This is a genomic window from Kineosporia babensis, assembly GCF_021129305.1.
Lineage (GTDB): Bacteria > Actinomycetota > Actinomycetes > Actinomycetales > Kineosporiaceae > Kineosporia > Kineosporia babensis.
Map to the genome: position 1 here is coordinate 228,596 of NZ_JAJOMB010000010.1, position 12,672 is coordinate 241,267.

Sequence of the window (12,672 nt, forward strand, 5' to 3'; positions counted from 1 at the left end):
CGCCGTGGGTAGTGCTGCGGTCAGCCGATCAGGAGGCCGCTTCGCCGTTGGCCGGCGGAGCACCCTTCTCGGTGGCACCCGCGAGCTCCGGGATCGATCCGCCCTTCGGAACCCCGCGGAAGCTGAAGTGCGCCGTCTCCGGCTTGCCTTCCGCGTCGACCAGCACGATCTGGCCGGCCTTGAGTTCGCTGTAGAGGATCTTCTCGGACAGCGTGTCCTCGATCTCGCGCTGGATCGCGCGGCGCAGCGGCCGGGCGCCCAGCACCGGGTCGTATCCCTTGACGGCCAGAGCGATCTTCGCGGCAGGCGTGAGCTCGAGGCCCATGTCCTTGTCCTTCAGACGCTCGTCCACCTTGGCGATCATCAGGTCGACGATCTGGATGATCTCGTCCTGCGACAGCTGCGGGAACACGATGGTGTCGTCGACACGGTTGAGGAACTCCGGCCGGAAGTGCTGCTTGAGCTCCTCCGCGACCTTCGCCTTCATCCGCTCGTAGCTGGTCTTCGTGTCGCTGCCCGACTGGAAGCCCAGCTGCACACCCTTGGCGATGTCCCGGGTACCCAGGTTCGTCGTCATGATGATCACAGTGTTCTTGAAGTCGACCATGCGGCCCTGGGAGTCGGTCAGGCGACCGTCCTCCAGGATCTGCAGCAGCGAGTTGAAGATGTCCGGGTGGGCCTTCTCCACCTCGTCGAACAGCACGACGGAGAACGGCTTGCGGCGCACCTTCTCGGTGAGCTGGCCACCCTCTTCGTAGCCCACGTAGCCGGGGGGCGAACCGAAGAGCCGGGAGACCGTGTGCTTCTCCGAGAACTCGGACATGTCCAGCTGGATCAGCGAGTCCTCGTCGCCGAACAGGAACTCGGCGAGCGCCTTGGCCAGCTCGGTCTTACCCACACCGGTCGGGCCGGCGAAGATGAACGAGCCACCGGGACGCTTCGGGTCCTTCAGACCCGCACGGGTACGCCGGATCGCCTGGGACATCGCCTTGACCGCGTCGGTCTGGCCGATGATCCGCTTGTGCAGCTCGTCTTCCATCCGGAGCAGACGCGTGGTCTCCTCCTCGGTGAGCTTGAACACCGGGATACCGGTCGCCGTGGCCAGGACCTCGGCGATCAGTTCCTCGTCGACCTCGGCGACCACGTCCATGTCGCCGGCCTTCCACTGCTTCTCGCGCTCGGCCTTGGCCGCCAGCAGCTTCTTCTCGCCGTCGCGCAGCGAGGCCGCCTTCTCGAAGTCCTGCGCGTCGATCGCGGACTCCTTGTCCCGGCGGGTCTGCGCGATCTTCTCGTCGAACTCGCGCAGGTCCGGCGGAGCGGTCATCCGGCGGATCCGCAACCGGGCGCCGGCCTCGTCGATCAGGTCGATCGCCTTGTCCGGCAGGAACCGGTCGTTGACGTACCGGTCGGCCAGCGTCGCCGCCGCGACCAGGGCCGCGTCGGTGATCGAGACCCGGTGGTGCGCCTCGTAGCGGTCGCGCAGGCCCTTGAGGATCTCGATGGCGTGGGCCAGCGAGGGCTCCTGCACCTGGACCGGCTGGAACCGGCGCTCCAGGGCGGCGTCCTTCTCGATGTGCTTGCGGTACTCGTCCAGCGTGGTCGCGCCGATGGTCTGCAGCTCACCGCGGGCCAGCATCGGCTTCAGGATGCTGGCGGCGTCGATCGCGCCCTCGGCGGCACCCGCACCCACCAGGGTGTGGATCTCGTCGATGAACAGGATGATGTCGCCGCGGGTGCGGATCTCCTTGAGCACCTTCTTCAGGCGCTCCTCGAAGTCACCGCGGTAGCGCGAGCCGGCCACCAGGGCACCGAGGTCAAGCGTGTACAGCTGCTTGTCCTTCAGCGTCTCGGGCACCTCGCCCTTGATGATCGCCTGGGACAGGCCCTCGACCACCGCCGTCTTACCGACCCCGGGCTCACCGATCAGGACCGGGTTGTTCTTGGTGCGCCGCGACAGCACCTGCATGACCCGCTCGATTTCCTTCTCCCGGCCGATCACCGGGTCGAGCTTGCCCTCGCGGGCGGCCTGCGTAAGGTTGCGGCCGAACTGGTCCAGCACCAGCGAACCGGACGGCGTGCCCTCGGCCGGACCGCCGGCCGCGGCCGGCTCCTTGCCCTGGTAGCCGGACAGCAGCTGGATGACCTGCTGGCGCACCCGGTTGAGGTCGGCGCCGAGCTTGACCAGAACCTGGGCGGCGACGCCCTCACCCTCGCGGATGAGGCCGAGCAGGATGTGCTCGGTGCCGATGTAGTTGTGCCCCAGCTGGAGCGCTTCCCGCAACGACAGTTCCAGCACCTTCTTGGCGCGGGGCGTGAACGGGATGTGGCCGGAGGGGGCCTGCTGTCCTTGACCGATGATCTCCTGCACCTGCTCGCGGACAGCGTCGAGCGAGATGCCGAGGGACTCCAGCGCCTTGGCTGCGACTCCCTCGCCCTCATGAATCAGCCCCAGCAGGATGTGCTCGGTACCGATGTAGTTGTGGTTGAGCATCCTGGCCTCCTCCTGGGCCAGGACAACAACACGGCGGGCGCGGTCGGTGAACCTCTCGAACATCTGCGCTCCTCGTGCGGTCAGTGGGGGTGAGACTGCGGTCTCGCTCTGACCTTATCGATGCTATCTGGGGCTACGGAAAGAAACACCCTGCGATCTGAGAGTGAGACTGTCCCTACACCCGTGCATCGGCCAACGGAGCTGGAACCTTACGTGTTCCAGGCTCGCTGCACAGCACTTCGATGTTCGCTGTTGGCGGACAGAAGCGGCCCCCTTACGGCCCGCACCGCGGCCCCGAGCCGCCGGGCACCACCGCCGGGCGGTCCTGGGGATCGACCCGCCAGAGGCCGAGGGCCCGGATCGGCGGCCGGGTGGACCGGCCCGGATCAGCTCGGTACCCAGAGTGCCATCCGCCTTCTTCCCGGCGTCAGCCGGATCACCCCTTCGGCGGCACCGCCGGCGCGCGGGCAACAGCAGAACATGACCAACGACACTTCTGCGGAATTCGGCCCGGGCGCATTTCTCATCACCGAACCGGGCGCCGAGCGAACGGGACATTGCACCGTTCACTGCACAAGCAATCCTTGCAAAGCAACGCCCAGCACCGGAACGATCACCGGAAGTACGTTGTCATCGACAACGCCCGCGGACATCTACCAGAAGGCCTTCACCGGGCGAACGCCGCCCCCTTCTGAAGAGAACAGCGCCGACCGCTTTGTCTCCCCCGGGTCACCACCGCGCCGACCGAAGGTTACGGGCAGGTCTAAACCACCGGTTTTTCCCGGCCGGTCCATTCACCACGACCTGTCGATTCGGGAAAATCCCGAATTGCCGGTCGGCCGAAACGCCCGGTCCGGACGCAAGAATCTCCCGGCAAAACGCCGACGGGCGCCGAACCGTCCGGCGGTTCGGCGCCCGTCCACGACTTCACCGTGATTTCCACGGGGGTGGCGCTGTCGTTCACCCTTTCGCCTCGCCCGCAGGCGCGGCGAAAAAGGCCTCAGGAGGGCTTAGTGCGCGCCCTCGTAGGCGGCCATCACCTCGGCCGAGACCCGGCCGCGGTCGCTGACCTGGTAACCGTTCTCGCGGGCCCACGAGCGCACGTCGCCGAGGTCGGCCTTGGCGGCGGAACGGCCTCGCGGACCACGGGTCCCCCGGGCGGCGCGGCCGCTGATCTTGCGGGCGTGCTCCACCCACGGCGTGATCGCTTCCCGCAATGCCTCCGCATTCGCTGCGGAGAGGTCAATTTCATAGTTGACCCCGTCCAGCGAGAACGACACCGACTCCTCGGCTTCGCCCCCGTCCAGGTCGTCAACAAGAATGACCTGCACCTTCTGCGCCATCAATTACTCCTAGAAACGCCACCGGAGTCCACCCCGGGCAGGCGAACCCATTCATCGGAATGATGGAGTCGACATTCCAGCATGTCAAGCCAACACCTCAGTATGGCCATATTTTCCGGCGCTTAGCAGATGTCCCCACCGGCAGCGGCATTCAAACCTTTCACCGCTACTTCGCCGACATGTTCGCCGTTGCGTCACCCGTTCGGCCGAACGGGTGACGCTTAGGTGTGCCCTAATCCTGGGCAGTGGGCCCGGCCGAATCCGGGCTGTCCCCCGGCGCAACCGTGGTTTTCTCGGCTGCTGCGACCCGGCGGTCCTGCGCCGCCTGGGCCAGGCGCTCACGCCGGTCGGCCTGAAAGATGGCCCGGATCGCGATCACGAACAGGAAGAGAACCCCGACCGAGGGAAAAATCGCCGCTACGTACTCCATGTCGACTCCTGTGCCTATTCCGGCTTGACCAACGGGAAGAGAATCGTCTCCCGGATACCGAGGCCGGTGACGGCCATCAGCAGCCGGTCCAGGCCCATGCCCATGCCCCCGGTCGGCGGCATGCCGTGCTCCATCGCCCGCAGGAAGTCCTCGTCCAGGCGCATCGCCTCGTCGTCACCGGCCGCCGCGGCCTGGGCCTGGGCCACGAAGCGCTCGCGCTGGATCACCGGGTCGACCAGCTCCGAGTAGCCGGTGCCGAGCTCGAACGAGCGCACGTACAGGTCCCACTTCTCGGTCACCCCGGGCGTGCTGCGGTGCGGGGCGACCAGCGTGGAGGTCTCCTCCGGGTAGTCGCGCACGAAGGTCGGCGCGTACAGGTCCGGCACCACCAGCTCCTCGAACAGCTCCTCGGCGAGCTTGCCGGGGCCGTACCAGGGCTCGACCTTCACGTCGTGCTTGGCGGCCAGCTCGACCAGCTCGGCCCGTTCGGTGGCGGCGGTGATCTCGCGGCCCGCGGCCTGGCTCAGCGAGCCGTACATGGTGACCTGCTGCCAGTCCCCGCCCAGGTCGTAGTCGGTGCCGTCGGCCAGGGTCACGGTGGTGCTGCCGGCCACCGCGAGCGCGGCGGACTGCACCAGCGAGCGGGTCAGCTCGGCCATCGTGTCGTAGTTGCCGTAGGCCTCGTAGGCCTCGATCATCGCGAATTCCGGGGAGTGCGTGGAGTCCGCGCCCTCGTTGCGGAAGTTGCGGTTGATCTCGAACACCCGGTCGATGCCGCCGACCACCGCGCGCTTGAGGAACAGCTCCGGGGCGATCCGCAGGAACAGCTCCAGGTCGAAGGCGTTCATGTGGGTCCTGAACGGCCGGGCCGCGGCGCCGCCGTGCAGGGTCTGCAGCATCGGGGTCTCGACCTCGATGAACTCACGGGCGTGGAAGGTCTCGCGCAGCGAGCGCACCACTGCCGCCCGGGTACGGACCACATCGCGCGCGGCCGGGCGCACGATCAGGTCGACGTACCGCTGGCGGACCCGGGCTTCCTCGGACATCTCCTTGTGCAGCACCGGAAGTGGGCGCAGTGCCTTGGCCGCCAGGGCCCAGCGGTCGGCCATCACCGACAGCTCACCACGCTTGGACGAGATCACCTCGCCGTGCACCGAGACGAAGTCACCCAGGTCGACGTCGGACTTGAAGGCGGCCAGGGCCTCGGCGCCGACCCCGTTGGCGGTGACCATCACCTGCAACTGGGAGCCGTCACCGTCCTGCAGCACGGCGAAGCAGAGCTTGCCGGCGTCGCGGAAACGCATCACCCGCCCCGCCACCGAGACGATCTCGCCGCTGGAGGCGCCGGTCTCCAGCTCGCCGTGGGCGGCGCGGATCTCGGCGAGGGAATGCGTGCGCTCGACCTGGACCGGGTAGACCGGCTTGCCCCCGGACAGGATGCGCGCCCGCTTCTCCGAGCGGATCCGCATCTGCTCGGGTAGGTCCTCCCCGTTCGGGACGGGCGCTTCTGCCTGGTGGGATGCCTGCTGTTCGGTCACGGCAAGTCATCCTAGACGGCCCGCCTAAGCGTTTTTACGCCCCGCCGTCAACCCCCGGACGCCCTCAGGTCTGCTCCAGGATGGCGCTGGTGGTCAGGGCCGCCCAGATCCGGGCCGCGGTCTCCCGCTCGGCCGGGGTCGGGCGGACCACCAGTTCCGGGTCCTCCGGGTGCTCGGCATCCTGGCCGCCGACGTGCTCGACCAGCGCCACGGCCAGATTCCGCAGCCGGATGTTGAAGTGCTGGCTGGCCCGGGCCAGGGCCGCGAAGGCGGCCGGGGCGTCGGCCCCGATCGCGCCCATCACCAGCCCTTTCGCCTGCTCGATGACCCGGCGGTACTGGGTCATCTGCAGCATCTGCTGGGCCACCTGCTCCTCGCCGGCGCAGTACTCGACCACGGCCAGGGCCTGGGTCACCAGCGGCTCGTAGCGGTCGATCTCGCGCAGCACCCGATCGTCCGGCGCCCGGTCCAGGTAGACCGAGAACACCGTGGGCAGGTCGGAGCCGAACTCGCCGGGCACGAAGATCGCCCCGCGCACCTGCTCCAGCACCGACTCCTGGACGTCGGGCAGGCCCTCCAGACCGGTGCTTTCGCCCTCGCCGGCGGGCCGGCTCACCACATTGTCCTTGCGGAACGACTCCCAGATCGGCCCGTGTGCATGTTTCCACTGCGCGGTGTCGAGCTCGGTGGCCACCCCGATCGCGGCCACCGTCTTGGGGGTGCCGCCCTCGTCCCGGCTGTCCGTCGCCACACTCAGCCCGACACCCAGACTTCCCGGCACGGACTGCAGCGTGAACTCGAGAAGGCTTGTCAGCAGTTCGTTCCCGAACTCGCGGATGGTCAAAGAAGATCCTTTCGCCGCGGCGGCCGGACGACCGCCGGTAGTCAAGCATCGGGCTTCAGCGCGCGCAAAGCGATCACAGCTGCCAGGCTCGAACGGTAAGGAAGGTCCGGCGGCCGACTTCCGCTGCGACGCAGCTTCGGGTCGAAGAGAGGAAGTTGATCAGGTTATGGTGACCACCTCGTCCAGGACAGGCGCGAGTTCCTCACCCGTCGGTGTCAGCAAGACCTCCCGAGAGGCGCCTGTGTCCCCCTCCCGTAAGCGACGTCGTGCATCTCCCGAGTGGGAGGGTCGCACGATCATCCGCGTCGCCGCACTACCCGGACGTGGTGTGTACGTCCGGCACCTGGGCCATCCCGAGGGTGTGGACGGTGTGCACCGGCCCACCGTGCAGATGCCCGGCTCCGCCCCGCGCCCGCCCGCGGCGTTCGATCCGGCCTGGCTGGCCAGCAATCTCGACGACATGCAGGTCGTCCACGTGCACGCCCTGGCCCCCCGGATGAACGCCGAGCACGCGCAGGCCGCGGTCGAGGCCACCCGCCGGGCCGGCCGTCCGCTGGTGGTCACCGCGTACCACCTGAGCGATCCGACCGGCCTGGACGAGGCGGGGTACGCGCAGCAGCTGGACGTGCTGCTGCCGGCCGCGGACCAGGTGATCACGCTGACCGAACCGGCCGCCGCGGAGATTGCCCGGCGCTGGTCGGTGGCCGCCGACGTGCAGCCGCACCCGCACGCCGTGGACTTCGTGCGGATGCGCCGCGAGCGCCCGGCCCGCAGCCAGAACGGCCCGTTCGTGGTCGGGGTGCACCTGGGCAGCCTGCGGTTGCCCAGCGACCCGGTCGCAGTGGTGGCGGCGCTGGCCCAGGCCGCCCGGGAGGTGGCTCAGGTCCGGCTGGTGGTGTTCGCCCACGACCACCTGCTGGACTCCGACTCCACCCGCTACGACCCGGCCACCATCCGCGAGATCGACCGGCTGGTGCAGGCCGCCGGGGGCACCGTGAAGGCGCACCGGCCGATGACCGATTCCCAGCTCTGGGACAACATCTTCGGTCTCGACGCTGCCCTGGTACCGCCCTTCTTCGGCTCGCACTCGGTGTGGCCGGAGGCCTGCTTCGACCTGGGTACCCAGGCGATCATGCCGGCCGCCAACCACGCCGCCCAGCAGCAGCCGCTGGCCGGGGGCCTGGCCTACGCCTGCGACGGCGCCGGAGTGCCGGACGTGGCCTCGCTGGCCGCCGCCTTCGGCAAGGCGGTGGCGGCCGGCGAGGTTGTCCGCGCCGACCCGACCGCCCGGTTCAACGAGCGGGTGAAGGTGGCCGAGTGGCTGCGCAACAACTACGAGCGGCTCCTGGCCGAAAAGGCCTGAGAACCGCTCCAGGCCTAGCAGTCCCGTCCGCCGAACCCGGTGGACGGGACCGCTGAGGTCACTCGTCGAGGAGGTCCACGGCGAGGTCGAGAATCGGGGACGAGTGGGTCAGGCCGCCGACCGAGAGGTAGTCGACGCCGGTGCGGGCGTAGGCGGCGGCCACCTCCAGCGTGAGCCCGCCGGTGGCCTCGATCTCGATCCGCTCCGCGGTGGCCTGCCGGGCCTGCTGCACGCTTTCGGCCAGGACCGCCGTGGACATGTTGTCCATCAGCAGGAACCGGGCGCCCACCCGCACCGCCTCGACCGCCTCGGCCGGGGTGGTCACCTCGACCTGCACCGCGACCTCGGGGAAGCGCTCGCGCACCCGCCGGTAGGCCCCGGCCACCGAACCGGCCGCGATCTTGTGGTTGTCCTTCACCATCGCGACGTCGTACAGGCCCATCCGCTTGTTCGTGCCGCCGCCGCAGCGCACCGCGTACTTCTCCAGCATCCGCAGGCCGGGCGTGGTCTTGCGGGTGTCCAGCACCTGCGCCCCGGTGCCGGTCAGCTCGTCCACCCAGCGCCGGGTGTGGGTGGCGATCCCGCTGGTCCGGCAGACCAGGTTGAGCAGGGTGCGCTCGGCGATCAGCAGTACCTGCACCGGGCCGTGCAGCACCGCCAGCACGTCGTCCCGCACCACCGCATCGCCGTCCTTGCGCAACAGCTCGACCCGCGCGGCGGGCAGCCCGGTCCAGGCCGCCACCTCGGCGAGAACCACCGGGATCAGCGGAATTCCGCCGATCACGCCCGGCGCCCGGGCCACCACGTGCGCGGTGCCCTCGGCTTCCGCCGCGATGGTCGATTCGCTGGTCACGTCATGCCCCGCAGCGGCCCCGGCCACCGTGGCCCCGCCGATGCCCAGGTCCTCGGCCAGCGCGTCGCGGACCACCGAGCGCACCCGCTGCGCGTCCAGCCCGGCCGCAATCAGCGCCTCCAGGGTGCCCTCGGGCCAAGCGGTTTCGGATTCCCAGCGGTTCACGATCAGCCTTCCAAGGGTTCGTACCGGGTGACGAGCTCGCCGTCCGGGTTCAGCCGGCTGATCAGCCGGCCGCGCCAGGCCGCATCGTCGCGCTGCGGGAAGTCCTCGCGGTAGTGCCCGCCCCGGGTCTCCTCGCGCAGGGCGGCCACCTGGGTCAGGGCAGTGGCGACGGAGTGCAGGTTGGTGGTCTCCCACTCGGCGGTCCCGTGGGCGATGTCGATCTTGTCCGCACCGGCCGGCACCTCCGTGCCACCGGCAGTGGAGAGCCGGGCCAGGCTCGCGGTGGCCTTCGTCAGGCCCTCCGCAGTCCGGATCACGCCCGGGCCGGAGGAGGCCGCGCGCTGCACCTTCACCCGCGCCGTGGCGGCGATCAGCCCGGCCGGACCGGGCCGGGGCACCGGCTCCAGCTGCGGTAGTTCCCCGCGCCCGAGCCGCGCGCTGACATCGTCCGCAATTCTGTGCGCAAAGACCAAACCCTCCAGCAGCGAGTTGCTGGCCAGCCGGTTCGCCCCGTGCACTCCGGTGCACGAGCACTCCCCCACCGCGTAGAGCCCGGGCACGCTGGAACGGCCGTCGGCGTCCACCCGGATCCCGCCGGAGTGGTAGTGCTGGGCCGGAGCCACCGGGATCAGGTCCTCGGCCAGGTCGAAACGGTGCCCGGCCAGGGCGTTCACGATCGTCGGGAACCGTTTGCGCAAGAACTTGCGGCCCAGGTGCCGGGTGTCCAGGAAGACGTGAGAAGTGCTGGTGGCGGCCATCTGCCGGACGATCGCCTTGGCCACCACGTCGCGCGGGGCCAGTTCGGCCATCTCGTGCACGCCGGTCATGAACCGCACGCCGTTCACGTCGAGCAGCTGCGCACCTTCGCCACGCACCGCCTCGGAGATCAAAGGCTGCTGCCCGCGGGCGTTCTGGCCGAGCCAGAGCACGGTCGGATGGAACTGCACGAACTCCAGATCGGCCAGTTCGGCACCCGCCCGCAGCGCCGCGGCAATACCGTCACCGGTGGCCTCGCGGGGGTTGGTGGAGGACTGGAACACCTGCCCGATACCGCCGGTGGCCAGCACGACCGCCCGGCCCAGGGCCGCCCCGACCCCGTCCCGGCTTCCCTCGCCGATGACGTGAAGGGTTACCCCGCAGGCGGTTCCGTCGGCACTGGTGAGCACGTCGAGCACCAGGGCCTGTTCCAGCACCTCGATGCCCGGATCGTCGCGCACCGCCTCCAGCGCGGCGATCAGCGCCCGGGAGATCTCGGCTCCGGTCGCATCCCCACCGGCGTGCGCGATCCGGTCGCGGTGATGCCCACCCTCGCGGGTCAAGGCGATCTCGCCGCTCGGCGTGAGGTCGAAATTCGCACCCAGCGCGACGAGTTCGCGCACTCGCTGGGGGCCTTCGGTGACCAGGGCGCGTACGGCGTCCTCGTCGCACAGCCCGACTCCGGCCACCAGCGTGTCGTCGAGGTGCTCGGCCGGCGAGTCCTCCGGGGCCAACGCCGCCGCGATTCCGCCCTGGGCCCAGCGGGTAGAACCAGAATCGAGGACGGTCTTGGTCACCAGAAGCACCCGGGGCACCCGGCGTCGCAGTTGCAGAGCGGCGGTCAGACCGGCGATGCCGGAGCCGACCACGACCACGTCGGCCTGGCTGGTCCAGCCGATCGCCGGCGTGGCCAGCCGGGTCGCCAGCCGCACCGGCGAGCCGGTGCTCACGCCGGGCCCCCGACCACCATCGGCAGGTTGTCGATCAGCCGGGTGGTGCCGACCTTGGCCGCGACCAGCAGCACCGCCTCACCCTGGAACCACTCCGGCACGTCGTCCAGCGAGGCCGGATCGACCAGCACCAGGTAGTCGACCAGCACCAGCGGCTCGGCCACCAGCACGTCCCGGGCCGCCCGCCGCACCGCGCTCGGCCCCTGCCTGCGCACCGCCTCGGCGGCCCGCAGCGCCCTGGACAGGGCCAGCGCGGTCTGCCGGTCCAGCTCGGTCAGGTAGCGGTTGCGGCTGCTCAGGGCCAGACCGTCGGTCTCCCGCACGGTCGGCACGGCGACGATCTCGCAGCCGAAGTCCAGGTCCTGCGACATCCGGCGGATCAGCAGCAGCTGCTGGGCGTCCTTCTGCCCGAAGAACGCCACCTGCGGCCGGGTCAGATGCAGCATCTTGGCCACGACCGTGAGAACTCCGTCGAAATGCCCCGGCCGGGAGGCCCCCTCGAGCTTGGCCCCCAGCGCACCGGCCGAGATCTTCACCCCCGGATCTCCACCGGGATAGATCACGTCCGGCGAGGGCGTGAACACCAGGTCCACCCCTTCCCGATCGCACAGCTCGAGGTCTGCCTCGAGGGTGCGCGGGTACTTGGCCAGGTCCTCGTTCGGGCCGAACTGCAGCGGATTCAGGAAGATCGTGACGATCACGCTGTCGGCCCGTTGCCGGGCCCGGCGGACCAGCTCGGCGTGCCCGGAATGCAGCGCCCCCATCGTCATCACGACGGCGACGGTGCCGGTCAGCTTCTCGCGGGCTACGGTCAGCTCGTCCCGGGTGCGAGCCACAACTGTGGACATGGCCTTAACCTACTCGCCGTCTTTCGCCCACCTGCCGGCCAGGCGCGTGACGCGCGCTACTCACCCGGCTGCGAGTTCAGCGCCGAAAGCAGCGCCTCGGCACTGGTGACCGGCAGCCGCCCCGAGGCCAGGGCCCGATCCGCGGTGGCCCGGGCCATCGCCCGGTAGGTCTCCAGCGTGCCCTCGCCGTTCTCGCCCGTCGCCCGGATGGCCGCCAGGTGCGAGGTCAGGGTGCCCGCATCGCCCCGCGCCACCGGACCGGTCAGCGCGCTGTCCCCGGCCCGCAGCGAGTTGTCCAGCGAGGCCGACAACAGCGGCGCCAGCAGCCGGGCCGGATCCTCCACCCCCGCGTCCCGCAGCAGGTCGAGCGCCTGAGAGACCAGGGTGACCAGGTGGTTCGAGCCGTGCGCGAGCGCCGCGTGGTAGAGCCCGCGCATCTGCTCGGCGATCACCACCGGCTCGGCGCCCATCTCCACCACCAGGGCCTGGGCGATCGGCAGCACCGGGCCGGGGGCGCTGACCCCGAAGCAGCAGTCCACCAGGCGGCTCAGGTCCAGGCTGGTCCCGGTGAAGGTCATCGCCGGGTGCAGGGCCAGCGGGATCGCCCCGCGGCCGACCGCCGGCTCCAGCACCTTCCAGCCGAAGCGCCCGCTGGTGTGCACCAGCAGCTGGCCGGGCTGCCAGGCCCCGGTCTCGGCCAGGCCGGAGACCAGCACCGGCAGAGCGTCGTCCGGGATCGCGATGAGCACCAGCTCGGCGCGCTCCACCACGTCCGGGATCTCCAGCACCGGCACCCCGGGCAGCAGCGCGTTGGCCCGCTCCAGGCTGTCTTCGGACACCGCGCTCACCCCGACCACGGCATGCCCGGCCGCGCGCAGGGCCGAGCCGAGTACCGCCCCGACCCGGCCGGCCCCGATCACGCCTACCCCGAGTCGGCCCGGGCGGTCAGCAGGATTATGGGTTTCAGACACCTCCGCAGAGTAACCGCCGGTCGGCGCCCGGTACGGCTGCCTGGCCGGGCAGCGGCACGGGCCGGACTCCGTACGAACAGGGCAGGGCGGGCTTCCTGGTCGGCCGCGTAGGGTTGCCGC

Annotated in this window: 9 protein-coding genes and 1 pseudogene; 1 reads left to right on the forward strand and 9 read right to left on the reverse strand. The window is 70.1% G+C overall.

Annotated elements, in window-relative coordinates; genetic code table 11:
- Positions 1-102: 102 nt before the first annotated feature.
- The 5 genes and pseudogenes from LR394_RS19955 to LR394_RS19975 all read right to left on the reverse strand — a co-directional run.
- Positions 103-2,554 (reverse strand): annotated as a pseudogene (locus LR394_RS19955) (ATP-dependent Clp protease ATP-binding subunit); the annotation flags it as partial.
- 947 nt (positions 2,555-3,501) lie between these two features.
- Entirely contained in the window at positions 3,502-3,834 is a 333-nt protein-coding gene (locus LR394_RS19960; protein ID WP_231444144.1) for a histone-like nucleoid-structuring protein Lsr2, read from the reverse strand.
- A 232-nt stretch (positions 3,835-4,066) separates the two neighbouring features.
- Positions 4,067-4,264 carry a hypothetical protein gene (locus LR394_RS19965; RefSeq protein WP_231444146.1) on the reverse strand — a complete coding sequence of 66 codons (198 nt, stop codon included), beginning with the start codon at positions 4,262-4,264 and terminating at the stop codon, positions 4,067-4,069.
- 14 nt (positions 4,265-4,278) lie between these two features.
- A complete protein-coding gene (gene lysS, locus LR394_RS19970) occupies positions 4,279-5,733 on the reverse strand; it encodes a lysine--tRNA ligase (RefSeq protein ID WP_269329476.1) in 1,455 nt (484 codons plus the stop codon).
- Positions 5,734-5,866: 133 nt separating this feature from the next.
- On the reverse strand, positions 5,867-6,646 hold the full coding sequence (locus tag LR394_RS19975; RefSeq protein WP_231444150.1) for an ANTAR domain-containing protein: 780 nt from the start codon (positions 6,644-6,646) through the stop codon (positions 5,867-5,869).
- Between the two features lie 328 nt (positions 6,647-6,974).
- Here LR394_RS19975 and LR394_RS19980 point away from each other — a divergent pair, with 328 nt between their 5' ends.
- Positions 6,975-8,009, forward strand: coding sequence for a glycosyltransferase family 4 protein (locus LR394_RS19980; RefSeq protein ID WP_231444152.1), 1,035 nt, complete (start codon positions 6,975-6,977; stop codon positions 8,007-8,009).
- Between the two features lie 58 nt (positions 8,010-8,067).
- Here LR394_RS19980 and nadC read toward each other — a convergent pair whose 3' ends face one another.
- Genes nadC through LR394_RS43060 form a run of 4 tightly spaced genes read right to left on the reverse strand, consistent with a single transcriptional unit; the run spans position 8,068 to position 12,552 of the window.
- Positions 8,068-9,027, reverse strand: a complete 960-nt coding sequence (nadC, locus tag LR394_RS19985) for a carboxylating nicotinate-nucleotide diphosphorylase (protein WP_231444154.1) — start codon at positions 9,025-9,027, stop codon at positions 8,068-8,070.
- 2 nt (positions 9,028-9,029) lie between these two features.
- Entirely contained in the window at positions 9,030-10,733 is a 1,704-nt protein-coding gene (locus LR394_RS19990) for an L-aspartate oxidase (protein WP_231444156.1), read from the reverse strand.
- The gene (gene panC, locus LR394_RS19995) at positions 10,730-11,581 is read right to left on the reverse strand and encodes a pantoate--beta-alanine ligase (RefSeq protein ID WP_231444158.1); all 852 of its coding nucleotides are present in this window, start codon (positions 11,579-11,581) and stop codon (positions 10,730-10,732) included. The genes LR394_RS19990 and panC overlap by 4 nt, the downstream gene beginning before the upstream one ends.
- 56 nt (positions 11,582-11,637) lie before the next feature.
- A complete protein-coding gene (locus LR394_RS43060; protein ID WP_231444160.1) occupies positions 11,638-12,552 on the reverse strand; it encodes a Rossmann-like and DUF2520 domain-containing protein in 915 nt (304 codons plus the stop codon).
- Between the last annotated feature and the right edge of the window lie 120 nt (positions 12,553-12,672).

What these genes read in the sequence shown, in the direction of transcription:
- panC (WP_231444158.1), bottom strand. Translation starts at nt 11,581, where the DNA reads ATGTCCACAGTTGTGGCTCGCACCCGGGACGAGCTGACCGTAGCCCGC.
- LR394_RS19965 (WP_231444146.1), bottom strand. Translation starts at nt 4,264, where the DNA reads ATGGAGTACGTAGCGGCGATTTTTCCCTCGGTCGGGGTTCTCTTCCTG.
- LR394_RS19960 (WP_231444144.1), bottom strand. Translation starts at nt 3,834, where the DNA reads ATGGCGCAGAAGGTGCAGGTCATTCTTGTTGACGACCTGGACGGGGGC.
- lysS (WP_269329476.1), bottom strand. Translation starts at nt 5,733, where the DNA reads ATGCGGATCCGCTCGGAGAAGCGGGCGCGCATCCTGTCCGGGGGCAAG.